The sequence below is a fragment of the Thioclava arctica genome (assembly GCF_040892615.1).
GTDB classification, from domain to species: Bacteria; Pseudomonadota; Alphaproteobacteria; order Rhodobacterales; family Rhodobacteraceae; genus Thioclava; species Thioclava arctica.
This window is the reverse complement of sequence record NZ_JBFRYC010000003.1, coordinates 127961-153277: the sequence shown is the minus strand read 5'-3', so window position 1 is coordinate 153277 and position 25317 is coordinate 127961. Positions and strand designations below refer to the sequence as shown.

Genomic DNA, 25317 nt, shown 5'->3' with positions numbered 1-25317 from the left:
GAAAGGGCGCCTTCGGGCGCCTTTTTTATATCGGCCAGCCGAAATTCTTTAGATGAGCGCGCAGACGCTCTTCGAATTCAGGGCGGCCTGCGTTCAGCGCGTTGAGTTGTAACAACCAGTAAAGATAACGCGCGACCGGTGGTGTTTGATCGCGATATTGAAACGCCGCTTCAAGGCCGTCACGCGAAACCGAACCTGCGATGTGGTGAAACTCTGACTTCGCAAAGAGGATTGCCGGTTTGCGCAGGAAATACCCCTCAAGCGCCAAGGCGCTGTTCTGCGTGGCGACGAATTGGCATTTGGGCAGCAAGGCTGGCGAGCCGCCCAATTGAAAGTGAAAGCGAGAAAAGCGTGACGCGATCTGCTCAAGCGCGGCGATCTCGTCAGCTGTGTAAATCTCTTTCGGGTGCAAAGTTGCCACCACGGGCCCCGCATGGCGCGCCAAGACCTCTTCGATCATCTGGATCGGGCTCATCGCCTGAAACGAGCGGTGATCGCGCAGCTTGCCCTGCAAGGCGATCAGTGCGAGATCGCGCTCATTCGTCGGGTTAACGCCGGGATAGAGCCTATTTTTCCATATTCCGAAGAACTTGGCTGCCTCTTGTCCGTCAATTTCATCAGCGTCGAATGCTGCCTTGGCGACGGGCCATTCCCAGCGTTCAGCGCTGTCTTCAATATGCCAAAACGCGCCAACATAGCTGCGTCGACAGGTGAGGGCGCGTGCGTGCGTTGGTGGCTCCATGTGATACAGCGCGTAGCCGGGTTTATTGCGGGCATCGCGCCGGGCGATTGGGCCGGTTTCATGCAGGTTGACACCCCAATCCACGGCTTTCAAAGCGCCAATCAGACGCGCAAAGAAATTGTGCTGTCCCTCGCGCACCTGAGAGAGGGTCGTGGGGTCAAGGTAGATGGAGAGGTGTCGCTCTGTCATGGCCGGACGCTAGCGCGCCCGGGCGAACCGGGCAAGCGGGGTTGCAGGGCGCGGCTTGCGGCCTCATATCTGCGATAACACGGAGGTAGTTATGGCAGATGACAAGTTCCCCGGCTGGCACGGCACAACGATCATTGGCGTTCGCAAAGGGGGCCGCGTGGTCGTGGCGGGCGATGGGCAGGTGAGCCTTGGCCAGACCGTCATCAAGGGCACTGCGCGCAAGGTCCGCAGGCTTAGCCCCGGCGGGCATGATATCGTTGCGGGTTTCGCAGGATCGACGGCGGATGCTTTTACCTTGCTCGAACGGCTTGAGAAAAAGCTCGAGGCATCACCGGGCCAGTTGGCGCGCAGCTGCGTCGATCTGGCCAAAGACTGGCGGATGGACAAATATCTGCGCAATCTTGAGGCGATGCTGATCGTGACCGATGGTAAGGATCTGTTCGTTCTGACGGGTGCGGGCGATGTGCTTGAACCGGAAAATGACATCGCGGCGATTGGCTCGGGCGGGAATTTTGCCTTGGCGGCAGCGCGTGGCTTGATGGAAGCCGATCTGGACGCCGAGGCCGTGGCGCGCAAGGCGATGGCAATCGCTGCCGATATTTGCGTCTATACCAACGGAAACCTGACCGTGGAGACAATCGGTGAGTGAGATCACGAAGGACGATCTGCGCGCTGCAGTCGCCGCCGGTCATCTGAGCGAGGCACAGGCAGCGAGCGTGATGGCACTGGCCGCCAACCGCATCTCCGGTCGTGCCGCCCTCCCGGCAGAGGACGAACCGTTTGAGCTGTTTCGCGGTTTTGCCGAGATTTTCGTGACCGTCGGCCTTGCGATCCTGATCACGGGCTCGTTTGGCTTCTTGCTGTTTCTGGGCGGGCACAGTGGCTATATCTTCCTGATCCCCCTCACCGCACTGTTTGCCGAGTATTTCACCCGCAAGCGCCGCATGGTGCTGCCCTCAATCCTGCTGACGGTGACGTTGGCGGGCGCGGTTCTGGCGAGTTTCCTCGGCATTCCTGTGCTCGGCATGCGCTTTGTCGCGGAGGACCCAAGTTTTAACCTCGCGCTGGGCGTTACGGCGTTGGCACTGATCGCGTGGTTCTTGCGCTATCGCGTGCCTTTTTCGATGTTCTTGGTCGGGTTATGCGTGCTTGCAATCCTGCTTAACCTTGCCAAGGGGTTGGGACCGAATGTCGAGATGGCGCGGGCGGTCGATATGTTCGATCTTGCGCGCGGCTCGTCAATCTCGCTGGCGATGCTGCTGTTTGGCTGTCTCGCGTTGGCGGGCGGCATCTGGTTTGATATGCGCGATCCGTACCGGCTGGGGCGGCAATCGGCCTCGGGCTTTTGGCTGCATGTGCTGGCTGCGCCTGCGCTGGTGAATACCGTAGCGCTGACATTCTACAAGATGGGGCCGGGCACCGGGTATGGCTTGCTTTTGGTGGCGTTGATCGTGGCCGCGGCGCTGGCGCTGATTATCGACCGACGGTCATTCTTTACCGCAGGCATCGGCTATATGATCTTTCTCAGCTTCTATGCGTTTGGCGATGCCGCCGATCCGCGCAGTTGGTGGGTGGTGCTGATCCTGATCGGGCTGGCGCTGACCGCGCTTGGCTCGTTCTGGACCGAGCTGCGCACCCGCCTGATGCGCCTGCTTCCACAATTCCCCGGCAAGTCTCGTTTGCCGCCTTATGTTACGGAGTGATCCATGACCGATCTGACCCCCCGCGAAATCGTTTCCGAACTCGACCGGTTCATTATCGGGCAGAAAGAAGCCAAGCGTGCCGTCGCCGTGGCGCTGCGCAATCGCTGGCGTCGCCATAAGCTGGCCGATGATATTCGCGATGAGGTCTATCCCAAGAATATCCTGATGATCGGCCCGACCGGGGTCGGCAAGACCGAGATTTCGCGCCGTCTGGCCAAGCTGGCCCGCGCGCCCTTCCTCAAGGTTGAGGCGACCAAGTTCACCGAAGTTGGCTATGTCGGGCGCGATGTGGAACAGATCATCCGCGATTTGACCGATGTGGCGATGACGCAAACCCGCGAACAGATGCGTGAGGCGGTCAAGGCCCAGGCGCATAAATCGGCTGAAGATCGGGTGATCGAGGCTTTGGCGGGCACAGATGCGCGTGAGGCCACACGTGAGATGTTTCGCAAGAAGCTGCGCGATGGCGTGCTGGACGACAAGGTGATCGAGGTAGAGATCGCCGACACCTCAGGTGGCATGCCGATGGGGATGATGGGCGGCCAACCGGGCATGGAAACGCAGATGCAGGGTCTGCAAGACCTGTTCAAGGCGTTCGGCGGCAACCGCACGGCCAAACGCAAGATGACGGTCGCGCAAAGCTATGAGGCGCTGATCTCGGACGAGGCGGACAAGCTGTTGGACGATGAAAAGGTCAAAACAGCCGCGCTTGAGGCGGTGCAAAATTCCGGCATCGTGTTTATCGACGAAATTGACAAGGTGACGGCGCGGGCCGATGCGCGCGGCGCGGATGTCTCACGCGAGGGGGTGCAGCGCGATTTGCTCCCTTTGATCGAAGGCACGACCGTCTCGACCAAATATGGCCCGGTGAAGACCGATCATATCCTGTTTATCGCCAGCGGCGCGTTCCACATCGCCAAACCCTCGGATCTGCTGCCCGAACTGCAGGGTCGCCTGCCGATCCGGGTCGAGTTGCGCGCTTTGACGGAACAAGATTTCACGCGAATCTTGTCCGAGACGGATAATGCGCTCACCCGGCAATATATGGCGCTGATGGCGACTGAGGACGTCAGTGTTGAGTTCACGCAAGATGGCATTGAGGCGCTTGCCCGGATCGCTGCAGAGGTGAACTATTCGGTTGAAAATATCGGCGCACGCAGACTCTATACCGTCATAGAACGGGTGTTTGAGGAGTTGGCCTTTACCGCGCCCGACCGTGCAGGCGAAAGCGTGACGATTGATGCCGCATTCGTTGAAAAGGAAATCGGGGCGTTGACTCGTGACAGCGATTTAAGCCGTTACGTTCTTTGATGGTGGTATCGTAGCGCAGCTTTGCTATCGTGTGGGCGTCTGATCGGGGGCGAACATGCTGCGCGTGCTGATTGTCATGGTTTTGGTCGTGCTGGCTGGCTGCGCTCCGCGCGGTCGGCTTGCCTATTTGGCCCAGCCATCCCCCGAGGCACGCACGATTTTTGTCGGCTCCACGCGTGCGCCTAATCCTGAAACCGGGCAGCCTTTTGGGACGGAGCGGAGTTTCGATTTGCGTCTGGCGAAGTTTGACGTAGCGACACCCCCTGATCATCAGAGCGGCACAATCGACTACCCAAAGGACGGACAACCTGCGGACCCGCAGACCCAGTTCATGGTTTCAAGCGCCCAGATCGACATGTCGCAAAATGCGTTTCGTCGCGATCTAAGGGCTGCTCTGGCGCGGCAGAACGGGCAAGCGGTGGTGTTCGTTCATGGCTTTAACAACGACTTCTCCGAGGGGCTGTATCGGATGGCACAGTTGGGCACGGATTTCGATCTGCCCGGCGTGTTCGTTCATTATTCGTGGCCCTCGCGCGCGCATGTTCTGGGCTATGCCTATGATCGCGATTCCGCCCTGTTCGCGCGCGATGGCTTGTCCGAGCTACTCGAGGATTTGCAGGCAGCCGGGGCGCGCCAGATTTTGTTGATTGGGCATTCTTTGGGGGCGCAGCTGACGATGGAAGTGCTGCGCCAAGAGGCTTTGGGGCATGATCAGAGCCTGTTGAGGGATATTAACGGCGTGATTCTGATCTCGCCAGATATTGCCGTCGATGTGTTTCTGTCGCAGGCGCAAGCTCTCAAAACATTGCCGCAGCCCTTCGTTATCTTCACCTCTCAACGCGATCGAGCCCTGCAACTATCGGCGCGACTTTCCGGTGCCGAGGATCGGCTGGGCGATCTCAAGGATTTCAAACGCGTCGCGCGCTACAAGATCACCATCGTTGATGTTGGTGCGTTCAGCGTGGGTGACGGGCATTTCGATCTCGCCCAATCTCCGGCGCTCATCAAATTGCTGGACCGGGCCGGGCAGGTGGCAAAGGTTCTGACTGGAGAGCAGATCGGCCGCACAAGCCTTGCTTCGGCGGTCATACTGACGGTCGACAACGCGACCCAGATCGTGCTCAGCCCTCTGGCGCAATCCGGGGGTTAGCGCAGACGGCGCAGATACACGTAATAGGCACCGCCGCCGCCATGTTTGAGATGAGCCTCGTTCACCTGCATCACCGCAGGCGCAAGTGGTGGCATGCGCAGCCATTGCGGCACCTGATGGCGCAGCACGCCAACGCGCCGCGGGATCGGCCCATCATCGTCGCCGCGCTTGCCCTTGCCTGTGATTACAAGCACCAGCCGTTTGCCGTGACTTTGGGTGTTGAGGATAAATCGGATCAGTTCAGGATGCGCCTCGGTCAGCGTCATGCCATGCAGATCCAGCGTCGCCTCGGGTTTCAGCTTGCCACGCGTCATCGCCTTATGGGCCTTGTGATCCATCACCACGGGTTGGCGTGCCAGGTGTTCGCCCGGGCTGGGCGCGAGGTCAAAGCGCTGCGCGCTGGGTTTCGAATGCTGCCCCAGATGAAAACCGCGTAGCTCTGGCTTGGGCGGTTTTGGCGGTGGTGTTCCGTCGAGAAAAGACTCTAATTCAGCGGAATCGTCATGTTTCTCGCGGATACTGCGGGTGCTGGCGGCGACGCGAGACCACAATTCACGCTCTTCGGGGGTGAGTTTGCGCCGCCCACTCATGCGCGTCTCCGTAGGACGACCATGCGACCTAGGGTGTTGATCGCGCCCGCACGTTCGCCTGCCTGTAAACCCGACCCGATAAAAATGTCGCCACGTCCCGCGCCCTTGATGGCGGACCCGATATCTTGCGCCACCATCAGACGTGCGCCAAAGCCGGGGCAGTCAATCCAGACCGGGCTGCCCAAGGGAACGATTTCAGGATCGACGGCAAGGGTGCGCCCGGGCGTGACAGGGCGTCCCATTGCGCCGGGCGGGCCCATATCGTCGGGCAGATCAAGCACGCGGAAAAACACAAAGGACGGGTTGTGATTGAGCAGGTTTTGCACCTGTTCGGGATGCGCCTTGCACCAGTCGCGGATGCGATCAGGCGTCATCTCTGCGACGGGGGCGACACCTTGCGCCACCAGTTGCGCACCGATCGAACGATAGGGGTGCCCGTTCTTGCCGTCATATCCAAGGCGCAGCGATTGACCATCGTCCAGCTTGATGCGCACCGAGCCCTGCACCTGCGCCAAGAACGCCTCGATCGCGTCTTCAACCCAGACAAGTTCATGGCCTGCCAGCAAATCACCTGCCGCGATATCGGCGCGAGAAAACCAAGGCTGATCAGGCTCTATACCGCCGGGATTCGCATAAAGCGCATGCGTGAAGCGCGCGGATTTCATGCGCGCGCCCGTCAGTTCCGGTTCGTAATATCCGGTGAAATGCGCGCCGCTTTCGCCATCGATCTCGACAGGTTCGAACAAGGTCTCAAACGCAGCGCGTGGATCGTCTGTTTGGGCGGGGGCAAAACCGAACAGATCGGCAGTGACGCAAAACGCCGCCCATGCGGCGGCGTGATCATCCCGGTCCCAGCCGGGAAGGTTGTGCAACTTAGAAGCCACGCACTCAGCCGCCCGTGGCGACAAGCTGCCAGTTCGGGTCATTGCTGCCCATCTTGCGCGCAAAGGTCCAGACGTCGCGCTGTTTGCGTGGCGCTTTGGGATCGCCCTCGACGACCTCGCCTGCCGTATTGCGCGCCACCGAGATCAGTTCGCTGCCAAAACGCACCGTCACCTCGGCGTCGTTCGTGGCATGGTCGAAATCGGCACCGCTCAGAACCAGTTCGCGCAATCCAAGGAACTCGGCTTGAACATCAAGCCCTTGTTCCTTGCGCGCATTCACCGCACCCTCAAACGCCTCATAGACCTCGGGCGAGAGGAATGGCTTGATCTTCTCGATATCGCCCGTCTCAAATGCCATCAGGATCATTTCATACGCGCCGCGCGCACCTTGCAGGAATTCCGAGACTGAAAATTTCGGCTCCACCCGCTTCATCGCAGCCAGCGACACGGCGGCGGTTGATCCTTCGTCAACATGATCGACGATGTCGGGGTCGGGCCCGCCTTCGATCACCTCAAAATCGCGCTTCGCGACGGGGGCGGGTTGTTGCTCGGGTTCAATCGGATGTTCATAGCCGTCCCGCGTCCCGAGGACATTTTTCAGCTTAATAATCAAAAAGATCGCGATCGCCGCGAGAACAATTAACTGGATGACGGCGCTGGACATCGAAACCCCTGTGAAACGGACTGCATTTGTGTATCGCGTGTAGGCTACTTATGTAAGGCAGCAACAGGATCAAGTCCACCTGCGCGACCATAAGCGCGCGGACCGGAAAAAGAGGATGATATGTGGATTTTTTTGGCCTTTTTGGCCGTGCCGCTGATTGAAATCGGTTTGTTCATCAAGGTCGGTGGGACGATCGGCTTGGGGCCGACGCTTGCAATCGTGGTGATCACAGCTGTTCTGGGCACGACGCTTGTGCGTCGCGAAGGCGCGCGCGCGCTTGAGGATTTGCGCCGTTCCCTCAATGAGCTAAGCGACCCATCGCGGCCCTTGGCGCATGGGGCGATGATTTTGGTTGCGGGTGTGCTGCTGCTGACGCCGGGGTTTTTCACCGACGCGTTGGGCTTGTTGCTGTTGATCCCCGGTGTGCGCAACTGGGTGATGACGCGGCTCGCCAGCCGGGTGACGGTCGCGCGCTTTGAGATGGGCGGCGGGCCGTTTCCTCCGGGTGGGGCAGATCGCCGGCGTCCGCACGATCCTGATGTCATTGATGCCGAGGAAATCGACGAGATAACCCCACGCACGCCACCGCGCGACGGGCCATCCGGTTGGACTCGGCATTGAGACAAGTTGCCAAGACCCGTTATTGAGAATTGAGACACGCGCCGAGCAATGCTACACCCGGCGCAAACAAGGTTGGAGATAGAGATGACTGATCAAGCCAATGGCGCCGATACCGCTGAACAGCCACAATTGCGGATGAATATTCTCGCGCAGTTTGTGCGCGATCTTTCGTTCGAGAACAACGTCGCCCTCAAAGGGCTGCAAGCGGCTGATATCCAGCCCGAAATGCAGGTTCAGGTGAGCCTTGACGCCAAGAAACGCGCGCAAGACGACCAGTATGAAGTGATCTCGAAATTCAAAGTCACCGCGACGAACCAGACCGACAATTCGACCCTCTATCTGCTCGAAGTCGATTACGGCGGAATTTTCCACATCGAGGGCGTGCCCGAAGACCAGCTGCACCCCTTCCTGCTGATTGAATGCCCGCGCCAGTTGTTCCCCTTCGTGCGCCGGATCGTTTCGGACGTGACGCGCGATGGAGGCTTCCCGCCCTTCAACCTTGAGGTCGTGGATTTCGTAGCGCTGTATCGCGCCGAACTGGCACGTCGCCAGCAATCGGAATCGGGTGAGCAAGCGACCCTGTCCTGATCGTTCTGCCCGCTTGACAGCCCCGAGGCGCGGCATGCTGCCTCAGGGACAAGCTGACACCGTGACTTTGAACGCCGCCATACTCATCCTATGGCGGCGTTCTGCGTTTGCAGCGCGCGTTCGCATGGGGCGCGATCACGATGACACGGATTCAAGCCTGGGTCGGCGACACGCTGATGCCGGTTGACAAGAATGAAGCGCATGCGCGGGGACTTCGCCACAGGGCGGTCTCTATTTTTGTCATGGATGGCGACCAGTTGCTGATCCAGAAACGCGCGGCGGGCAAAGATCATTCGGTGGGGAAATGGTCAAACACCTGTTGTTCGCACCCTGATTGGGATGAGCGCCCTGAGCATTGCGCCGTTCGCCGCCTGCGCGAAGAATTGGGGATCACCGGGCTGTATCCGGCCCATGCGGATCGTGTGGAATATCGCGCCGACGTGGAGGACGGGTTTATCGAACATGAGGTGGTCGAGGTATATCTTGCCCATTTCCGTCCCGGATTGCAGATCACCCCCGATCCCCACGAGGTCAGTGCGACGTGTTGGGTGGGGCTTTATGATTTGGCCGCCGAGGTCCGCCGCCATCCCGAGCGGTTTTCAAAATGGCTGCGGATCTATCTCGCCGAGCATATGGACCGCATTTTTTCGACTCTGATCTGCTAGACCTGACATTGCCTTGGTAGATTTCCGCCTATCACGTTCACAATGGTCGCGGAACTTCGCGCATCCTCTGGCGTTTAGCTCTAATACTTGCGACCTTGCCCCGGCAGATAGGGGCGCGATATGGGACCGGGACAAATTAAGCAATTTACACTCAGCCTCGCGATAAGCGCGTTGGCGGCAATGCCGGCGGCGGCATATGATCTGAGCTTCACAACCCCGGGCGCTTCAAGCAGCTTGCGCGATACGATCACGGGCGCGTCCTTGTTGCAACAATCGGTCGGCGACAAAAGCAAAGATGCGCAGGATATCTTTTCCGCAGCGCGCGCTGATTACAATCGCATCGTCACGACGCTGTTTTCCCAAGGCTATTATTCGGGGGTCGTGTCGATCAAACTTGATGGGCGTGAGGCGGCGTCGATTTCGCCCTTGGATGCCCCCAAGGCCGTCCGAAATGTTGTTGTGTCCGTCATGCCGGGCCCGAATTTTCGATTCTCCAAGGCGATAGTCGCACCGCTCGCGCCAGCCACAAAGCTGCCCGAAGGGTTCGCCGTCGGTCAGCCTGCAAAATCAGGCTTGGTCGTTGAGGCGGCGACGGCCGGGGTAGACGGTTGGCGCGAGGATGGCCATGCCAAGGCGCAGGTCTCCGGTCAATCGATCGTTGCCAATCACCGCACAAATACGCTCGCTGCTGACGTTCGGCTTGCCCCAGGGCCCTTGGTGCATTTTGGTGCGCTCGACGTGTCGGGCAATAAACGCCTGCGGACCAAGCGTCTGCGCCAGATTGCGGGCTTTCCCACAGGCAAGGTCTATGACCCTAAGGAACTGGACAAGGTGCAGACGCGGCTGCGGCGCACCGGCATTTTCAGCTCTGTCGCCGTGACCGAGGCGAAAACCCTCAACCCCGATGACAGCATGGATGTCAGCCTTGCCGTGGTCGAGCAGAAGCCGCGTAAGATCGGCGCGGGGGCCGAGTTGAACAGTGATGAAGGGATCGGGCTGACTGCCTATTGGCTGCATCGCAATCTGTTTGGCGGCGGTGAGCGGTTTCGCCTCGATGGTGCGATCAGCGGGATCGGCGGCGCAACGGGAGGCACCGATTATTCGCTGGGCACGCGGATCGAACGCCCGGCAACCTTCGGCCCCGACACCTCGGCCTATTTCGAGACCGAGATCAGCCAAGTGAACGAAGTAGATTACGATGAGAACGCCTTTGACATTGGCTTCGGTGCCAGTCGCATCTTCAGCGATAAACTGACGGTCGATACGGCGATCAAATATGGCTGGTCGAAAGTGACCGATAGCTCTGGCGAGACCTTCTTTCGCCAGATCTATTTCCCGACCACTGCGATCTATGACAATCGCAACAATGATCTCGATCCGACCAAGGGATATTACATCAAGACCGGATTGACACCGTTCGTCGGCCTTGGAGGAGAGACCGGGACGGGTGCGCAGCTAAGCACAGACCTGCGCGGCTATAAGGGCTTTGGCGCGCGAGACCGGTTCGTCTTGGCGGGACGGCTGCAACTTGGGCGCGTGTTCGGATCAAGCCTTGGAGAAACGCCGCGCGACTATCTGTTTTATTCCGGCGGTGGTGGAAGCGTACGCGGCCAACCCTACCAATCGCTTGGCGTCACGGTTTTGGATGGCGGCACTTTGACAACCGGTGGCACTGAATTTGTCGGCGTCTCGGGTGAGGCACGCATCGGTGTGACCCAGTCTATCGGTATCGTGGCATTTTATGACTACGGCTATATCGCGGGCGGTGGCCAAAGCGGTTCGCAGGCGGGCGCGGGGCTGGGTTTGCGCTACAAAACAGCCGTGGGCCCGATCCGCCTTGATGTTGGCTTCCCGGTCAGCGGCGGCACGGGCAGCGGCGCACAGGTCTATATCGGGATTGGGCAGGCATTTTGATGAAACGGGTTCTTCTATCGCTTGCGCTGGTGATTTGGCCTTTGGGTGGCTTTGCCCAAGACAGCACGCCTGCTGATCAAGGCGCCGGGGCGGCGACCGAGGCGCAGACGCAGCGTGATCGCTCTTATCTTACCGGGCTGATCGAGGATTCGCTTTCGGGTGCCGGGCGGTCGGTGCGCCTTGATGGGTTCGCGGGTGCTTTGAGTTCACGTGCAACCTTTACCTCGCTGACGATTTCGGATGATCAGGGGGCGTGGCTGACGATCAAGGACGGGGCGATTCAATGGAACCGCACCGCGCTTTTGACCGGTAAAATCGAGATAGATGAGCTTTCCGCCAATGAAATAGACTTGCCGCGTATGCCCGGCACCTCTGCGACCGGCACGCCTGCGCCCTCGCCCGAGGCCAAGCCGTTTTCATTGCCCGACCTGCCTGTCGCGCTGAAGATCGGCAAGATCGACGCGAAAAAGGTCATCATTGGCCAGCCGGTCATCGGCGAAGCCGCAACGGTGAAAATCACCGGCTCTATGTCGCTGGCCGGAGGCGAGGGCAAGGCCAAGCTCGATATCGACCGGATTGATGGGCAGAAGGGAAAGTTCTCGCTAACGGGGGCCTATGACAACGGTTCGCGCGAGTTGGGTCTGGATCTGTTGGTCGATGAGGGCAAGGGGGGCATCATTTCCAAGATGATCGGCCTTCCGGGGCGCCCTGCGATTACGTTGGCCGTATCGGGCAGCGGGCCGATCGACAAGTTTTCCGCCGATGTCGTTCTCAGCACCGATGGCCAGCAGCGTCTCGCGGGCAAGGTCTCGGTTAACAAAGCCGTGCCCGAGGGCGCGGTGCAAGGGGCAGCGCCGGAAACCGGGTTCTCGGCGGAGTTCTCGGGCGATGTCTCACCGCTATTGCCACCGGAATATCGTGATTTCTTTGGCAAAAACGTATCATTCGTCGCGCAGGGGGCGCGCACGGCTACGGGGCAAACGAATCTGAGTGCGCTGGATATCAAATCGCGTGCGCTCAATCTGCAAGGCTCGGCGGTTGTTGGCGCCAACGGTCTGCCGCACAAGTTTGACCTGACCGGGCAATTGGGTCTGGGTGAAGGCCAAGAGGTGCTGCTGCCGATCTCGGGGGTCAAAACTTGGGTGCAATCGGGCAATATCAAACTTGCCTATGATAAGGCGACGGGCGATGGCTGGTCTCTTTCTGGGCGCTTGAACGCATTGCGCCGCGAAGATGGCACCAAAATGCTCAGCGCAATTCTGTCGGGCTCGGGGCGTATTCGCCAAGGCTCGCCCAGCAGCGTGGGCGGTACTGTGGTGCTAAGTGCGAGCGGGATCGAATTGGCAGACGAGAAGCTTGCGAAAGCCGTGGGGCCATTCGTGTCGGGCAAGGCCGTGTTTTCGTGGCAGCAAGATCAGCCGCTGCGCCTGTCGCAACTTTCGCTGCTGGGTCGGGGCTATCGCGCCGATGCCAACCTGCGGATCGCGGATCTGAACAAGGGCGCTAAGATCAGCGGCACGGCTAAGTTTGATGATGGCGACATTTCGGCACTGTCGGATTTGGCCGGAAGACCGTTGAGCGGGGCGGTGTTAGGCTCGATTTCGGGGAATTATACGGTGCTGACGGGGGCGTTTGACGCCAATCTTGATGTGACGGGGCAGGATGTCACGATCAATCAGCCGCAAGCCGATGCAGCCCTCAAAGGTAGCTCCAAGATTTCGCTGTCCGCCAGCCGGAATGAAAACGGTCTGACAATCAAGGCGTTCAATGCCACCACGCGGGCCGTCGTGGCCTCGGCGCAGGGCACTCTGAGCAGCAAGGATGGCGTGCTGAATGCGCATGTCGAGGCCAAGGATCTGTCGCTGCTGGGCGGTGGCTATCGCGGCGGGCTAAGCGCGGACGCCAAGGTGACGCGCTTGGGTGAGACATTCTCGGCCAAGCTGGATGCCGAGACGCAAAACCTTGCCATTGGTCAGGCCGAAACCGACACTATTCTTGCAGGAAAAACGGCTATCTCGTTGGCGGCTGATTACACTGGCGGCCGTGTGAAGTTGCAGAATCTGAGCGTGAAGAACCCGCAGGTTACGATATCGGCGAATGGTGCGGTGACCGATACGAACCGCCAGATCACGCTAGATGCGCGGCTGGCCAATGCGGCTTTGCTGGCACCCGGTTTTCCCGGCCCGCTCAGCCTGAGCGGCACGGTGACGGATGACGGCACCGGTTATCAGGTGAATATTTCGGGCGATGGACCGGGCGGCACCAGCGCGAAAGTTACAGGCCAAGTTGCCTCCGATTTCTCCAATTCTGATCTCACGATCACCGGTTCGGCGCAGACAGCCTTGGCTAATTCGTTTATCGCGCCGCGCTCGGTGCAAGGGCCGCTAAGTTTCGATCTGCGGATGAATGGGAAGCCAGGGCTGCCCGCCTTGTCGGGCACGATCACGGCGAATGACACGCGCATTGTTGCACCCAATCTTGGCATGGTGCTGGAAAAGGTAAATACGCGCGTGCAGCTTTCGGATGGCAAGGCGCAGCTTGGGGTGACGGGTCAGTTGGGATCGGGCGGAACGCTGGCGGTGAACGGCCCGATTGATTTAAGCCCGCCATTCAATGGCAATCTCACGATCCGGCTCGATCGGGCGCGACTGCGCGATCCAGAGCTGTATGACACCTATGCCTCGGGCACGATCACGATGGACGGACCGCTAAGCGGGGGCGCAAAGATTGCGGGCAAAATCACGCTTGCCGATACCGAGCTGCGCGTGCCCTCATCGGGGATCAGCGGCGCGGCCTCGGTGCCTGACGGGCTTACCCATGTGGGCGAGAATGCGGCGGTGCGTCAAACGCTGATACGTGCCGGTCTTTTGGACGACGGCAAGGCTAATGCTGGCGCCAAGACAAGCAGTGCGCGCCCCTACCCAATGGATGTGACGATCGCAGCGAGCCGTGGAATTTTCGTGCGCGGTCGGGGTCTGGATGCCGAGCTGGGCGGCAGTTTGCGCATCACGGGCACTAGCGCGAATGTTGTGCCGATCGGGCAGTTCAACCTTGTGCGCGGGCGGCTCGATATTCTGGGGCAGCGCTTCACGCTCAACAAAGGTCAGATTGCGCTGCAAGGGGCGCTGGTGCCTTATATTGATTTCGCAGCAGTCACCACGCAGGGCGATTACACGATTGCCATCGCGATTTCGGGGCAGGCGAATTCACCGGAAGTGTCATTTTCGTCTTCACCTGATCTGCCCCAAGACGAGGTTCTGTCGCGCTTGATCTTTGGTCGGGGCGTCTCAAGCCTGTCAGCAATTCAAGCGGCACAGCTGGCCTCGGCGGTGGCGACATTGGCAGGCAAAGGCGGAGAGGGGATCATCGGTAAACTGCGCAAAAGCACCGGGCTTGACGATCTTGATATCTCGACCGATGCGTCGGGCAATGCGCAACTGAAGGCCGGGAAGTACCTGTCTCAGAACCTGTATACCGATGTCACTGTGGCCGGTGATGGCACATCCGAAATCAATCTCAACCTGGATGTGAACAAAAACGTCACGGCGCGCGGCACCGTTGGGTCTGATGGCAAAAGCGGGATCGGGATCTATTACGAGCGCAATTACTGATCGCCCTGTCGCGCCTTCGCGCGATGGGCATTCAGTTCCGCATTCAGGGCCGCCCCCAAAAGTACCGACAGGGCGCTTAGATAAAGCCAGAACATCAGCGCGATTACAGCGCCAATAGAGCCATAAACCTTATTATAAGAGCCGAAATTGGCGAGATAATAGGTGAGCGCCAGCGAGCTAATCCCCCAAACGGCCGTTGCTAAAACCGCCCCCAACGTCAAAACCGGATCGCGCTGTCCCTTTGTATTGGGGCCGTAGCGATACAGAATGCCAAGCGCTGTAAGCATCAGCAACAGCATCGCTGCCCATGGCAGACCTGTAAGCAAAATGCTGGTATATTCGTGAAACGGCAGAAAGTTGATCGCGATGGGCACGATCACGATGGTCGCCAGCGCCAGCAGCATCACGCCAACCAATGACACTGTCATCAGGTAGCCCAAGATAAAGCTCCAGATCGTGTTGCGCGGTTTGGTGTCGTGGATCACGTTCAGGCCCAACACCAAGGCGGCGACGCCAGCGCGCGCCGATAACAGGGTTACCAGAGCCGAAAGAAGCGTGCCAATGCCAATCGAGGGGCGCGGCCCAATCAGCCAGCTTTGGATCTGATCGTTGATCAAGCCATAAGCCTCTTCGGGAATAAACTCTCTGGCGACCGCAAGATATTGGTGGATGATCGCGGGATCGGAAAATGCGCTCCAGATGGCGATTGTGGCTGAAATGCCGGGAAAGACCGCAAGCATCGCGTAAAATGCCACGCCGGCTGCCACCAAAGTTATATTGGAGTCGATCAGTCTGCCCAGCAGTTTGATCCCGAATTTTGCCAAATCGCGCAATGGGCTCTCCTTTTGGGGCACCATCGCGCAAGCGTCATCCGAGTGCAACTTGCGAAGCCTCGCGCGCTATGCTTGTGTTTCCGCTAACAGGAGGAGACACAGTATGACCTATCATCCCGCCGAAGATCGCTATTCCAAAATGGTCTATCGTCGTTGTGGAAAATCCGGATTGAAATTGCCCGCCGTGTCGCTGGGGCTGTGGCATAATTTCGGCCATGATACGCCCCATCAGGTGAAACGTGCGATCTGTCAGACGGCTTTTGATCACGGCATTACCCATTTCGACTTGGCGAATAATTACGGCCCACCGCCCGGCTCTGCCGAGGAAGCGTTCGGGGAAATCCTGCGCACCGATTTTGCCGGGTTTCGCGATCAGCTGATCATCAGCTCAAAGGCGGGATATGAGATGTGGAACGGTCCCTATGGTGAATGGGGCTCGCGCAAATATCTGATTGCGTCGTGTGATCAGTCGCTCAAGCGGATGGGGCTTGAGTATGTCGACATCTTTTATTCGCACAGATTCGACCCTGATACGCCGCTGGAAGAGACGATGGGCGCACTTGAACATATCTGGCGGTCGGGCCGCGCGCTTTATATCGGGATTTCCAGCTATAATTCGCAGCGCAGCCGGGAAGCCGCCGCGATTTTGCGCGATATGGGGGTGCCGCTGCTGATCCACCAGCCCAGCTACAACATGCTCAACCGGTGGGTGGAACGTGACGGGCTGACGGATACGCTGGACGAATTGGGCGTGGGCTCCATCGCGTTTACGCCGCTGGCGCAAGGATTGCTGACGAAGAAATATCTGGGTGGCATTCCCGAAGGCTCGCGCGCGGCGCAGGAGAAATCGCTAAATAGCAATGTGATCACCCCTGAGATGATCGCCAAGATCAAAGCGCTGGATGAGATCGCGCAATCGCGTGGTCAAAGCTTGGCGCAGATGGCGATTGCCTGGGTGCTGCGCGGGGGGCGGATTACTACGGCGTTGATTGGGGCGTCAAAGCCCTCGCAAGTGATCGATTGCGCTGGTGCAGTGTCTAATTTGGACTTTACCGAGGCCGAGCTGGCCGAGATTGACCGCCACGCGCAGGATGAGGCGATCAACCTTTGGGCACGTTCCTCCGAGATGGGCTAGGTAAAACAAAAGCCCCGGCGCAGTGCCGGGGCTTTCATAATCAGGCCGTGCGGCTTGATCAGGCTGCGAGCGTCTCGGTCGAGGAGAAGAACATCGCCTGAGAAACCGCCGATTGCACCTGCGCCTCGGTGTAAGGCTTGGTGATCAGGAAGGCGGGTTCGGGCCGCTCGCCCGTCAACAGCCGTTCGGGGAAGGCGGTGATGAAGACTACCGGCAGATCGGGGCCGAATTGGGCGAGAATATCGTTGACCGCATCAATGCCCGACGAGTTATCGGCAAGCTGAATATCGGCGAGGATCAAGTCGGGTTTTTCCCGGGCGGCAAGATCGACGGCCTCGGTCCGAGTGCGCGCGACTCCGGTGATGGAATGCCCCATATCCTCGACGATCGCGCGAATATCCATTGCGATGATCGCTTCGTCTTCGATGATCATGATCTTGCCCGCAACGGAGGATTCCATCTCTCGGATTGCGATATCAATCAATTCCTGAGCTTCCCCGGAATCGACCTGCATGATCGTGCCGATCTCTTCGACGCGGAACCCTTCGATTGAGTGCAGCAGCAGCGCCTCACGCGTGTTCGGCGTCAAAGATGACATGTGATCTTGGGCGCTCGCCGAAAGGCGGCTGTCAGGCTCTCCCAGGGGCGAACCAGCAGACGCCCAAACAAGGTGAAACGCATGGAACAACGCAAGCTTTGGGTCGTTATTCTCAAAAGGCGCCGTATCTTCGAGGATCGCTTCGAGCGTTGCCGCGGCGTAACGGTCGCCACTGTCTTGGCTGCCGGTCAGGGCCCGCGCGTAACGCCGGAGATACGGTAGGTTGGCCCCAATAGTGCCAGCGATGTCTTCGGACATAAAAGCCCCCCTTTTTCATTTTCTGGGAACCAAACGTCCTAGCCCTGCGTTCGGTTCCGTGCAAAGTATGTGGGATCGGAAACCAGAATGTATAGTGACATGGCTGATGAAAAGTCCAAGTCCAGTATCAAAGAACAGATCAATGAAAATCTGAAGCGAGTCTACGAAGAGGCCTTGCAAGAAGAAGTTCCTGATCGGTTCAAAGATCTTCTGGCACAGCTCAAGGCGAAGGAGGGCGGCAAATGAATACGCCCTCCAAAACCGCCAAAGCCAGCGAGAGCCTTGATCCGCGCGAAGAACTGACTGACCACCTTGGCGCATTGCGTGCCTTTGCGTTGTCACTGACGCGAAACGGGGCCTCGGCGGATGATCTGGTGCAGGATACGATTGTGAAAGCGTGGTCGAATATCGAGAAATTCGAGCGCGGCACAAACCTGCGGGCGTGGTTGTTTACCATTTTGCGCAACACGTTTTATTCCGACCGACGCAAGCGTAAACGTGAGGTGGCTGACCCTGATGGGGTGCACGCGGCGGCCTTGTTTGAAAAACCCGCGCATGACGGTCGCCTTGCGATGAATGATTTCGTACGCGCGTTTGATCAGCTCAGCCCCGAACACCGCGAAGTTCTGACCTTGGTCGGGGCCTCGGGCTTTTCTTACGAGGAAGCGGCCGGGATGATGGGTGTCGCTGTCGGCACGGTCAAAAGCCGGGCGAACCGGGCGCGAGCCCGACTGGCTGAGATGCTCGAATTGGAAGAGGGCGAAGATATCATGTCAGGTCCTGACCGGAACTCGCTGGCTGTGATGGGTCGTTCAGGGGTCGCCGCAGCATGACGCCTGAGGCTCCCGAAGGAGCGCCTTCCGAGATCCCGCCAGAGACCGAAGTTTGGCGCGCACGCCCGAAAGGTGTGCGCGCGTTATTCAATGGCTTGGGGGTGCGTTTGGCGCTGATGCTGGCGATCGCGCTCTTCCCGCTTCTGATCATTGCGATCCTGCAATCCTCATCGGTCGCACGCGAGGCGCAGGCCCGGTCCGAAGCCGCCTTGATGGGGGAGACGATGCGCGCTGTGGCGGGTGAGACCCGCGTCATTCAGCATGCCCAAGACTCGGCGCGGTTGCTGTCGCGCAGCGTCGTGGCGCGGGTTAATGACCCAACAGCCTGTGCGGCACTGATGCGCCAAGTCGCGGCGACCTTCCCAAGCTTTTCGCTTGTTGCCTATATTCCCAATTCTGGGCTGATGACCTGCTCCAACACTGGCGAGCAATACGATTTCTCGGGTCACGATATTTTCAAACAGATTTCGGCAGCGACTGACACGACCTTTTTCGTCAATCGCGCGGCACCAGTGTCTGAAACTTCCGTTCTGGGCGTGGCGCACCCGGTCTATGACGAGGCGGGCGATCATATCGGGGTGATCTCAATCTCGATGTCCCACACGGAATTGTCGCTGGCCAAGGACGGCCCCAAGATGAACGATGAACGCCCTTTGGTGATGATGACGTTTGATCATGAAGGCACGATTTTGACCTCGTCAGACGGGCTCAGTAGAACGCAGGGCCATCTGCCAGCGGATCGCTCGCTTAAGCTGCTGTCCGGGGCCGGTGCAGTGACCTTCTCGGGCGTGTCAAATCTTGGTCATGAGCGGGTCTATTCCGTCGTCGAGGTGGTGCCAAATCAGCTTTATGCGCTGGGCAGTTGGCCGGCAGAAAAAATCTCGTCCCTGAGTCCTTTCGCGGATATATCGCCGATCTTGTTCCCGGCTCTGATGTGGGCGGCAAGCCTGCTGGTAGCCTATTTTGCGATGCAGAAATTGGTGATCGGCCACATTCGAAAATTGGTCTATGCGATTTCAAATTTCGCGACGGGCAGCCGGATTGTGGGCAAGCTCAGCCTGTCGGGTGCCCCGTCGGAAATTCGCGATCTCGCCGAAGCCTATGATCGCATGACCGAGACGATACTGCATGATGAGGCAGAGCTTGAAGATATTGTTCACCACAAAGAGGTGCTGCTGCGCGAAGTGCATCACCGGGTGAAAAACAACCTGCAACTCATCGCCTCGATCATCAATATGCAGATGCGTCAGGCCCGCACGCCTGAGGCCAAGGGTCTGATGAAAAGCCTTCAGGAACGGGTGATCTCACTCGCGACCATTCACCGAGGGCTGTATCAAACCTCGGGGTTGACCGACATTCGGGCCCAAGAATTGCTGCCAGATATCGTGCGCCAGATCACGCGCTTGGCGACAGGGCCGGGACGCCGGATCGCTGTGGATTGTCAGATAGATGATATCCATCTGACGCCCGATCAGGCGGTGCCGCTGTCGCTGTTGCTAACCGAGGCGATGACCAATGCGATGAAATACGCTTCTAACGTCAACGGCACGCCCAAGCTCGACATCACGCTGCGCAAGTTTGAGGGCATGCGCGCCCGCCTGCGTGTCAGCAACACGGTTGATCCCAACGCTGCACCGTCTGCGACCGTCGATGGTTCTGGGCTTGGCTCGCAATTGGTGAATGCGTTCGTGCAGCAGCTCTCGGGGCAGCTACAAATCGAGGCAGAGGGCGAAATCTACACGCTTGTTACGGACTTCGCGCTGCGTCCGCTGGAAGAGAGCGAGTTGCGACATGAAGAAGACTTGAAATCCAAGGCCGGCGAGACAGCTAGTAAGGATGTGAGTTCGTGACCATACGACAGGCGTGTGGTTAGTTTCGATTGAGTTCGACGTAGATGAACGGGTTGCATGGAACGTCTATTAAAAGCCGGAATTCAGGCCGCAAGCAGGACAAAGCTGCTTCTGACCGCGGCAGAGGCGTATCCAGCGCTTGAAGGCGCATTTCTGGATGCCCGGCAGGATATTCATCTCTCGTTTCGCATTTTCGACCTTGAGACCAAACTGCGCTCGATGCGTGGGCGCGAGGTGGGGGCGACGTGGTTTGACTTGCTCGTGCATGTTTTGCGCCGCGGCGTGCCGATCCGAATTGACCTGGCCGATTTTGATCCCTGCGCGCGCCCAGATTTACATCGCGGCACTTGGCGCACGATGCGGCTGTTGGCGGCTGCGCGTGAGTTGGCGGGACCGCGTGCGCGTCTTGATGCCCGCGCGCTGATGCATCCGGCGCAATCGGGGTTTTTCATGCGCTTGGCGTTCTGGCCAATGGTGATGGGAAAGCTGGCGAAACACGCGCAATGGCTCAACGCGCAGCCCGAGAATTCGCGGGACACCTTGCTGCGCGACATGCCCGGTCTCGTTGCATATTTGTCGGGTGACGGCGGGCGCGGCTTTAAGCGGCGCATGTTGTCGCTGCCGAAACTCTTTCCCGCGACACATCATCAGAAGATCGCGCTGTTCGATGGAAAATGGCTCTATATTGGCGGTTTAGACCTGAATGATCGCAGATATGATACGCCCGATCATGCCCGTGTCGGGTCGCAGACTTGGCATGATGTTCAGTTGATGGTGACGGGTCCGGTCACCCGCGAGGCGCGCTTGCATCTTGATAATTTCCATGAGGTTGCCGCACGCGAGCAGGACGCCGCGCCGCCCCGTCGTTTACTGCGCACGATTTCGCGCCGCCGTCGCTTTGCGCCTTTTGCAATCGGGCCCAGCCCGCAGCATCGAGAGATCGCCACTGCGCATGAAATGCTGATCGCGCGCGCGCAAAAGCTGATTTATCTTGAAACGCAGTATTTCCGCTCGCTGTCGCTGGCCAAACACCTGGCCAAGGCCGCCAAAGAGCGCCCCGATCTCAACCTGATCCTGATCGTGCCCGCCGCCCCCGAGAAACTGGCCTTTGGCAAAGGTCTGACCTCGGATGTGCGGTTTGGGGAGTATCTGCAGGCCCGCGCGATTGGTATCGTGCAGCGGGCCTTTGGCACACGCGCTTTCATCGGCAATCCAGCGCAGCCGCGAACCATGCGCTCTTCTACGCTGCAGCAGACTGAAAACGACCGGCTGAATGGCGCGCCGATGGTGTATCTGCACGCGAAAGTGTCGATTTTCGATGACGATTCGGCGGTCGTGTCTTCGGCGAATCTCAACGGGCGCTCGCTGGCTTGGGATACGGAAGCTGGCATATATCTCCGCCGGAGCGATGGCATCGAGGCAATGCGCAGCCGCATCATGCGCCATTGGCTGCCCGAAGGCGCGGATCCGCGCTGTTTTGAGCTGGACAATGCCGCAGCGTCTTGGGCGAAAATCGCCCAGCAAAACGCCGACCTGCCCCCGGATGAGCGTGGTGGTTTCTTGATGCCCTATGATCGCGCAGCCGCTCAGCGCGTGGGCAGATGGCTGCCCTTCATACCTGACGAGATGGTTTGATCAGCTTTCGACTGCGGGCTTGCGATCTTCAGGCAGACTGTTGGTCAGCACCAGGGCCCACAACAGCAGCGGGATTGCCACCACACCGCCAAGCGGCCCCCACAGCCAAATTCCAAATGTCAGCGACAAGAAGATCAAAAGCGGATTGATCCGCATATGCTTGCCGACCAGCGTGGGTGTTACGAATTGCCCCTCGGTGCTGTTCAGGCCGAGATAGATGAGCGCGGGAAGCAGCACACGCAGCCCGTCAAACGCGGCGATACCTGCGAAAATCAGCGCCACTGCCAGCACTGCCGGGCCAAGGTAGAGAATGTAATTGATCAAGAAGGCAATAACGCCCCAAAGCGCTGCATTGGGCATGCCGATCAATTGCATCGCCGCTGCGACGATCAGGCCAAGGCCTGCATTGATCACCGAAATCGTCAGGAAATAGCGCGACACGCGGTTTTCAGCGGCACGCAAACGCAGCGCCGTATTTCCGCGTTGCGTGGAATCCGCGAGATGTTTGGCGACCCAATCATAAATATCACGCCGTGACAGCTGAAAGAAAAAAAGCGTTCCGATATAGACCAGCGCTTGAGCCAGCAGAGCTGGGGCGAGCATCAGCATATCGGTCGCATTGGGCATCGCAGAGGGGGCGGCGCTATCTTTGCCCGGATTCGACGCGGGCGCGATTGCCTTGGTGACCTCGTCACTGGCGTCCTGAATCCCCTGAAACATCTGGCGCAGATCAAGCACGCTGGAGCGCAGATCATTCCAGACCTTAGGCGCTTGCGCGATCATCTGCGCCGCCAAGGGTTGGATCACCAGCAGCAGCAAAGCCGCCACCATCAGCGAGATAAGAAGCGAGGTAAGCGCCCCCCAGACGGGCGACAGACCTCTAGTTTCCCATGCATCGGAAATAGGCGAGAGGACAATCCCGACGACAAGTGCAAGCACGACGGGGGCGAGAAGGCTCTCCACCTGTTCAAGCGCGCCAACCACAGCGATCACAGCGATCACGATGAGGGAGACGCGCGACAGGGTCTCCAGGCGATTCATGGTGTGTTTTATACTCCTGATTTCGTGTGCAACGCTTGATTAGCGCAGCGGTTCCCGTGATTTGAGCAAATTATTCCGGGAACGATTCAGATTGATATCGCGTTCTTTTCACAAGGAACCTTAGAGAAAGGAGTTCAATATGAATTGGGATGAAATTAAAGGAAACTGGAAGCAAGTCAAAGGCAAAGCCCGCGAGAAATGGGGCGAACTGACTGATGACGAACTGGACCGTGCAGAGGGCAAGCGCGAGCAGCTTGTCGGCCTTGTTCAAGAAAAATACGGCAAGACCAAAGAAGCTGCCGAAAAAGAAGTCGATGATTGGTACTCCAAGTCCTAAATCGACACTAAACTAGCTGAAAAGGGCGCTTCGCAGTTGCGAGGCGCCCTTTTTCTTGGTGCTTCCTTTTGGGGTCAGGCCTGCAGTGCAAAGACACGAAAAAGCCGGGCGCAGGGCCCGGCTTTCTCATACGCCTTTGGCTTGGATCAATGCGTGATGCCACGGGCGCGGGCGCGCAAATGCTCACCCACCTCTTTGATCGCTTTGCTCGCCTCATCAGCCAGTTCCTGCGCCAGACGCGCACTCAAGTCCTGACCCGCACTCTTTGCTTGATCAGAGATGTCGCGCGCTGTCTTGCGCGCTTCGTCGGTCGCATTGTCGGCCACCGAACGTGCGGTGCGCTTCACCTCTTTGCCAACGGACGCAGCCAAAGATTTCGCGCGCGCCCTTTCTTCGGCAAAGATCTCTTGCGCCTCATCCAACAGCCGTCGAGTGCGAGGGCCAAAAGCGCGGCGGTTCACCTCGGGCTTGGGCATCGCGTTAACGATTGCTGCGCCAATCGCGATTCCAAGAGCCGCAGTGATCAGCGGGTGGTCCTTGATCATCTGCTTGCCAGAGCGCCCGGCTTCTGTCGCGCGATCTTGAAGGCGAAGCCGCGCCGAATAGGCCGCCTCACGGGCGCTGACAACGCGATTGCGGGCCTCTTCGCTAAGATCATTCAACCCAGAATGCAGAGACGCCCTCAGATCCGAGGCAAATTCACTGACCATGCGGGCGCGCTCGCTGGCATAATCAACCGCTTTGTCGGTATTGCTCGCCGCGTCGATTTCAAGCTGTTGGAGGCGCTCGGATGCGGTGTCACGCAGCTCATCGATCTCATCAAGCCATGCGTCTGAAAGGCCCTCTTGAGCCATAATAGGGTCTTTTTCAGGCTGCGCCGGCTCTGCCGTATCCTCCATGCCCTTGCGCGTGCTCAGAACCAGCCAAGCCAACCCGGCCCCAGCCAATGCGAAGGCCAATGGATTGGCGCGCACCGTCTCTTCGGCTTTCTTGGCCATCGGGCGGGCATAGTCATGCACCAATTGCGAAACTTGCTCGGACAAATATTCCGGGGCGATTCGGCCCGTGAGATCAGCCAAGGTTGAGGCCAGGTCCGCGCGGTCATCACGCAGACGGCTTTCGATGTCTTTGATGGTTGCTTTCTCGGTCACTTGAAGCTCTCCTTGATGGTCTGCGCATCCGCAGACAGGTTTTCCTTGATCCGGTGAATCGGGCGCGTGGCGCGGCGTATTTGGGCAATCGCGACCAGCGCTAGAATGATGGCAAAAATGGCGAGAACGGCGCCTGCAATCAGCGTGGCCGGGCCCGTCTCTAGCCCATAATATTCAAGTGCAAAGACCATCGACTGCACCAATGGCCCAATCGCCCCCAGTCCAAGAATCAACGCGATCGCTGCGAAAATCATGCCGTTCCGCACGAGTGAGATGCGATGCACCGCCTCGGCGCGCGCAAGATCAGCCTCAGCTCGAGCAATCTCGCGGGCTTGTTCGACGACATGGGCCAGCATAGCGGAGACACTCCGCTCGGCGTGCTGGCTGTCTTGGTCGGCATCTTTCGGGTTCATCGTCGCTCCTTTGAAGCCAGCGTCACGTTTCGCGTTACGATTCTAGCAAAGTAACGCTGCACTGCGCGAACAGTTCCTTGGTGCTGCAGTGTAACAGGTAGGGCCGCTTCAGGGCGCATGAAACATGATCGCTGCAAGAAAGTTCCCCTCAAGACGCAGAATCTTTTCGCGGAACTTGTTGCTCAAGCTCTCGTTATCTCCCCATGAGACGCGAGTAAAAACGCGTCAAAGATTGGTAGAAACAAGCTGTAAGGAGATATCCCATGCTAGGTTGGGCCCTAACGTTCCTCGTCGTCGCACTTATTGCCGCAGCACTTGGCTTTGGCGGCATCGCAGGTGCATCTGCCGGGATCGCGCAAATACTCTTCGTGGTGTTCTTGATCCTGTTCGTGGTCGCGCTGGTGGCGCGTGCAGTCAGAGGCAGACCGCCGATGTGATCACACCAGTGCCAGCCTTGAAGGCATATGAAACTTGAAAGGGGTCGTTCTCATCGGGCGGCCCCTTAGTGTTTTTCAGCTATCCAAGTGCCAAAATCAGCCTTCTTAGAGCCTAAAATCGCGTATCTAGAACAGCGCAGGTGAGGCCACCTGATGACGATCCA

Annotated in this window: 25 protein-coding genes; 16 read left to right on the top strand and 9 right to left on the bottom strand. The window is 58.7% G+C overall.

Annotation, left to right across the window (positions count from 1 at the left end; all coding sequences use genetic code 11):
- Positions 1-25 precede the first annotated feature (25 nt).
- Positions 26-931 (bottom strand): hypothetical protein, encoded by a 906-nt coding sequence (locus tag AB4874_RS06305; protein WP_368391341.1) that lies wholly within the window; start codon positions 929-931, stop codon positions 26-28.
- Between the two features lie 91 nt (positions 932-1022).
- On the opposite strand from AB4874_RS06305, the gene hslV reads away from it, so the two are divergent.
- Genes hslV through AB4874_RS06285 form a run of 4 tightly spaced genes read left to right on the top strand, consistent with a single transcriptional unit; the run spans position 1023 to position 5095 of the window.
- Positions 1023-1580, top strand: a complete 558-nt coding sequence (gene hslV, locus AB4874_RS06300; RefSeq protein ID WP_295530845.1) for an ATP-dependent protease subunit HslV — start codon at positions 1023-1025, stop codon at positions 1578-1580.
- Complete coding sequence (locus AB4874_RS06295; protein ID WP_368391340.1) at positions 1573-2634, top strand: hypothetical protein; 1062 nt, start codon at positions 1573-1575, stop codon at positions 2632-2634. Before hslV ends, AB4874_RS06295 begins: the two co-directional genes overlap by 8 nt.
- Before the next feature lie 3 nt (positions 2635-2637).
- A complete protein-coding gene (gene hslU / locus AB4874_RS06290; protein WP_368391339.1) occupies positions 2638-3945 on the top strand; it encodes an ATP-dependent protease ATPase subunit HslU in 1308 nt (435 codons plus the stop codon).
- Positions 3946-4000: 55 nt separating this feature from the next.
- Positions 4001-5095, top strand: a complete 1095-nt coding sequence (locus AB4874_RS06285; protein ID WP_295530853.1) for an alpha/beta hydrolase — start codon at positions 4001-4003, stop codon at positions 5093-5095.
- On the opposite strand, the gene AB4874_RS06280 is transcribed toward AB4874_RS06285, so the two are convergent.
- From AB4874_RS06280 to AB4874_RS06270, 3 genes are read right to left on the bottom strand one after another with little or no spacing between them, the layout of a single operon-like run.
- Positions 5092-5685 (bottom strand): Smr/MutS family protein, encoded by a 594-nt coding sequence (locus AB4874_RS06280; RefSeq protein WP_368391338.1) that lies wholly within the window; start codon positions 5683-5685, stop codon positions 5092-5094. The genes AB4874_RS06285 and AB4874_RS06280 overlap by 4 nt on opposite strands.
- On the bottom strand, positions 5682-6569 hold the full coding sequence (gene mltA / locus AB4874_RS06275) for a murein transglycosylase A (protein WP_368391337.1): 888 nt from the start codon (positions 6567-6569) through the stop codon (positions 5682-5684). The genes AB4874_RS06280 and mltA overlap by 4 nt, the downstream gene beginning before the upstream one ends.
- A gap of 4 nt (positions 6570-6573) precedes the next feature.
- A complete protein-coding gene (locus tag AB4874_RS06270) occupies positions 6574-7233 on the bottom strand; it encodes a Tim44/TimA family putative adaptor protein (RefSeq protein WP_368391336.1) in 660 nt (219 codons plus the stop codon).
- A gap of 120 nt (positions 7234-7353) precedes the next feature.
- Between AB4874_RS06270 and AB4874_RS06265 the strand changes: the two genes are divergently transcribed.
- From AB4874_RS06265 to AB4874_RS06245, 5 genes are all read left to right on the top strand, one after another.
- Positions 7354-7854, top strand: a complete 501-nt coding sequence (locus AB4874_RS06265) for an FxsA family protein (protein WP_368391335.1) — start codon at positions 7354-7356, stop codon at positions 7852-7854.
- Positions 7855-7938: 84 nt separating this feature from the next.
- Positions 7939-8442: a protein-export chaperone SecB gene (gene secB / locus AB4874_RS06260; protein ID WP_368391334.1), complete on the top strand. Its 504-nt coding sequence runs from the start codon at positions 7939-7941 to the stop codon at positions 8440-8442.
- A gap of 140 nt (positions 8443-8582) precedes the next feature.
- Positions 8583-9107: an isopentenyl-diphosphate Delta-isomerase gene (locus tag AB4874_RS06255; RefSeq protein WP_368391333.1), complete on the top strand. Its 525-nt coding sequence runs from the start codon at positions 8583-8585 to the stop codon at positions 9105-9107.
- Between the two features lie 120 nt (positions 9108-9227).
- A complete protein-coding gene (locus tag AB4874_RS06250; protein WP_368391332.1) occupies positions 9228-11021 on the top strand; it encodes an autotransporter assembly complex protein TamA in 1794 nt (597 codons plus the stop codon).
- On the top strand, positions 11021-14632 hold the full coding sequence (locus AB4874_RS06245) for a translocation/assembly module TamB domain-containing protein (RefSeq protein ID WP_368391331.1): 3612 nt from the start codon (positions 11021-11023) through the stop codon (positions 14630-14632). Before AB4874_RS06250 ends, AB4874_RS06245 begins: the two co-directional genes overlap by 1 nt.
- Here the strand turns inward: AB4874_RS06245 and AB4874_RS06240 are convergent.
- On the bottom strand, positions 14626-15465 hold the full coding sequence (locus tag AB4874_RS06240; RefSeq protein WP_295530877.1) for a YihY/virulence factor BrkB family protein: 840 nt from the start codon (positions 15463-15465) through the stop codon (positions 14626-14628). The genes AB4874_RS06245 and AB4874_RS06240 overlap by 7 nt on opposite strands.
- 103 nt (positions 15466-15568) lie before the next feature.
- Here AB4874_RS06240 and mgrA point away from each other — a divergent pair, with 103 nt between their 5' ends.
- Entirely contained in the window at positions 15569-16600 is a 1032-nt protein-coding gene (gene mgrA / locus AB4874_RS06235; protein WP_295530880.1) for an L-glyceraldehyde 3-phosphate reductase, read from the top strand.
- A 58-nt stretch (positions 16601-16658) separates the two neighbouring features.
- On the opposite strand, the gene AB4874_RS06230 is transcribed toward mgrA, so the two are convergent.
- Positions 16659-17456 carry a response regulator gene (locus AB4874_RS06230; RefSeq protein ID WP_295530883.1) on the bottom strand — a complete coding sequence of 266 codons (798 nt, stop codon included), beginning with the start codon at positions 17454-17456 and terminating at the stop codon, positions 16659-16661.
- 87 nt (positions 17457-17543) lie between these two features.
- Between AB4874_RS06230 and AB4874_RS06225 the strand changes: the two genes are divergently transcribed.
- From AB4874_RS06225 to AB4874_RS06210, 4 genes are read left to right on the top strand one after another with little or no spacing between them, the layout of a single operon-like run.
- A complete protein-coding gene (locus AB4874_RS06225; protein WP_295530886.1) occupies positions 17544-17702 on the top strand; it encodes a NepR family anti-sigma factor in 159 nt (52 codons plus the stop codon).
- Positions 17699-18289, top strand: a complete 591-nt coding sequence (locus AB4874_RS06220) for an RNA polymerase sigma factor (protein ID WP_295530889.1) — start codon at positions 17699-17701, stop codon at positions 18287-18289. Before AB4874_RS06225 ends, AB4874_RS06220 begins: the two co-directional genes overlap by 4 nt.
- Positions 18286-20139: a sensor histidine kinase gene (locus AB4874_RS06215; protein WP_368391330.1), complete on the top strand. Its 1854-nt coding sequence runs from the start codon at positions 18286-18288 to the stop codon at positions 20137-20139. The genes AB4874_RS06220 and AB4874_RS06215 overlap by 4 nt, the downstream gene beginning before the upstream one ends.
- A 57-nt stretch (positions 20140-20196) precedes the next feature.
- Positions 20197-21774, top strand: coding sequence for a phospholipase D family protein (locus AB4874_RS06210; RefSeq protein WP_368391329.1), 1578 nt, complete (start codon positions 20197-20199; stop codon positions 21772-21774).
- Here AB4874_RS06210 and AB4874_RS06205 read toward each other — a convergent pair whose 3' ends face one another.
- Positions 21775-22815, bottom strand: coding sequence for an AI-2E family transporter (locus tag AB4874_RS06205; RefSeq protein WP_295530899.1), 1041 nt, complete (start codon positions 22813-22815; stop codon positions 21775-21777).
- Between the two features lie 139 nt (positions 22816-22954).
- Here AB4874_RS06205 and AB4874_RS06200 point away from each other — a divergent pair, with 139 nt between their 5' ends.
- Positions 22955-23152 carry a CsbD family protein gene (locus AB4874_RS06200; protein WP_368391328.1) on the top strand — a complete coding sequence of 66 codons (198 nt, stop codon included), beginning with the start codon at positions 22955-22957 and terminating at the stop codon, positions 23150-23152.
- Positions 23153-23298: 146 nt separating this feature from the next.
- On the opposite strand, the gene AB4874_RS06195 is transcribed toward AB4874_RS06200, so the two are convergent.
- Together AB4874_RS06195 and AB4874_RS06190 are read right to left on the bottom strand one after the other, a co-directional pair.
- Positions 23299-24303: a hypothetical protein gene (locus tag AB4874_RS06195; RefSeq protein ID WP_368391327.1), complete on the bottom strand. Its 1005-nt coding sequence runs from the start codon at positions 24301-24303 to the stop codon at positions 23299-23301.
- A complete protein-coding gene (locus AB4874_RS06190; protein WP_295530908.1) occupies positions 24300-24716 on the bottom strand; it encodes a phage holin family protein in 417 nt (138 codons plus the stop codon). The genes AB4874_RS06195 and AB4874_RS06190 overlap by 4 nt, the downstream gene beginning before the upstream one ends.
- Before the next feature lie 263 nt (positions 24717-24979).
- On the opposite strand from AB4874_RS06190, the gene AB4874_RS06185 reads away from it, so the two are divergent.
- Entirely contained in the window at positions 24980-25153 is a 174-nt protein-coding gene (locus tag AB4874_RS06185; RefSeq protein ID WP_295530911.1) for a DUF1328 domain-containing protein, read from the top strand.
- Positions 25154-25317 lie beyond the last annotated feature (164 nt).

What these genes read in the sequence shown, in the direction of transcription:
- AB4874_RS06215 (WP_368391330.1), top strand. Translation starts at nt 18,286, where the DNA reads ATGACGCCTGAGGCTCCCGAAGGAGCGCCTTCCGAGATCCCGCCAGAG.
- AB4874_RS06220 (WP_295530889.1), top strand. Translation starts at nt 17,699, where the DNA reads ATGAATACGCCCTCCAAAACCGCCAAAGCCAGCGAGAGCCTTGATCCG.
- AB4874_RS06225 (WP_295530886.1), top strand. Translation starts at nt 17,544, where the DNA reads ATGTATAGTGACATGGCTGATGAAAAGTCCAAGTCCAGTATCAAAGAA.
- AB4874_RS06245 (WP_368391331.1), top strand. Translation starts at nt 11,021, where the DNA reads ATGAAACGGGTTCTTCTATCGCTTGCGCTGGTGATTTGGCCTTTGGGT.
- AB4874_RS06205 (WP_295530899.1), bottom strand. Translation starts at nt 22,815, where the DNA reads ATGAATCGCCTGGAGACCCTGTCGCGCGTCTCCCTCATCGTGATCGCT.
- mgrA (WP_295530880.1), top strand. Translation starts at nt 15,569, where the DNA reads ATGACCTATCATCCCGCCGAAGATCGCTATTCCAAAATGGTCTATCGT.
- AB4874_RS06190 (WP_295530908.1), bottom strand. Translation starts at nt 24,716, where the DNA reads ATGAACCCGAAAGATGCCGACCAAGACAGCCAGCACGCCGAGCGGAGT.
- AB4874_RS06285 (WP_295530853.1), top strand. Translation starts at nt 4,001, where the DNA reads ATGCTGCGCGTGCTGATTGTCATGGTTTTGGTCGTGCTGGCTGGCTGC.
- AB4874_RS06270 (WP_368391336.1), bottom strand. Translation starts at nt 7,233, where the DNA reads ATGTCCAGCGCCGTCATCCAGTTAATTGTTCTCGCGGCGATCGCGATC.
- AB4874_RS06255 (WP_368391333.1), top strand. Translation starts at nt 8,583, where the DNA reads ATGACACGGATTCAAGCCTGGGTCGGCGACACGCTGATGCCGGTTGAC.
- AB4874_RS06210 (WP_368391329.1), top strand. Translation starts at nt 20,197, where the DNA reads ATGGAACGTCTATTAAAAGCCGGAATTCAGGCCGCAAGCAGGACAAAG.
- AB4874_RS06250 (WP_368391332.1), top strand. Translation starts at nt 9,228, where the DNA reads ATGGGACCGGGACAAATTAAGCAATTTACACTCAGCCTCGCGATAAGC.
- hslV (WP_295530845.1), top strand. Translation starts at nt 1,023, where the DNA reads ATGGCAGATGACAAGTTCCCCGGCTGGCACGGCACAACGATCATTGGC.
- secB (WP_368391334.1), top strand. Translation starts at nt 7,939, where the DNA reads ATGACTGATCAAGCCAATGGCGCCGATACCGCTGAACAGCCACAATTG.
- AB4874_RS06200 (WP_368391328.1), top strand. Translation starts at nt 22,955, where the DNA reads ATGAATTGGGATGAAATTAAAGGAAACTGGAAGCAAGTCAAAGGCAAA.
- hslU (WP_368391339.1), top strand. Translation starts at nt 2,638, where the DNA reads ATGACCGATCTGACCCCCCGCGAAATCGTTTCCGAACTCGACCGGTTC.
- AB4874_RS06185 (WP_295530911.1), top strand. Translation starts at nt 24,980, where the DNA reads ATGCTAGGTTGGGCCCTAACGTTCCTCGTCGTCGCACTTATTGCCGCA.
- AB4874_RS06305 (WP_368391341.1), bottom strand. Translation starts at nt 931, where the DNA reads ATGACAGAGCGACACCTCTCCATCTACCTTGACCCCACGACCCTCTCT.
- AB4874_RS06280 (WP_368391338.1), bottom strand. Translation starts at nt 5,685, where the DNA reads ATGAGTGGGCGGCGCAAACTCACCCCCGAAGAGCGTGAATTGTGGTCT.
- AB4874_RS06230 (WP_295530883.1), bottom strand. Translation starts at nt 17,456, where the DNA reads ATGTCCGAAGACATCGCTGGCACTATTGGGGCCAACCTACCGTATCTC.
- AB4874_RS06265 (WP_368391335.1), top strand. Translation starts at nt 7,354, where the DNA reads ATGTGGATTTTTTTGGCCTTTTTGGCCGTGCCGCTGATTGAAATCGGT.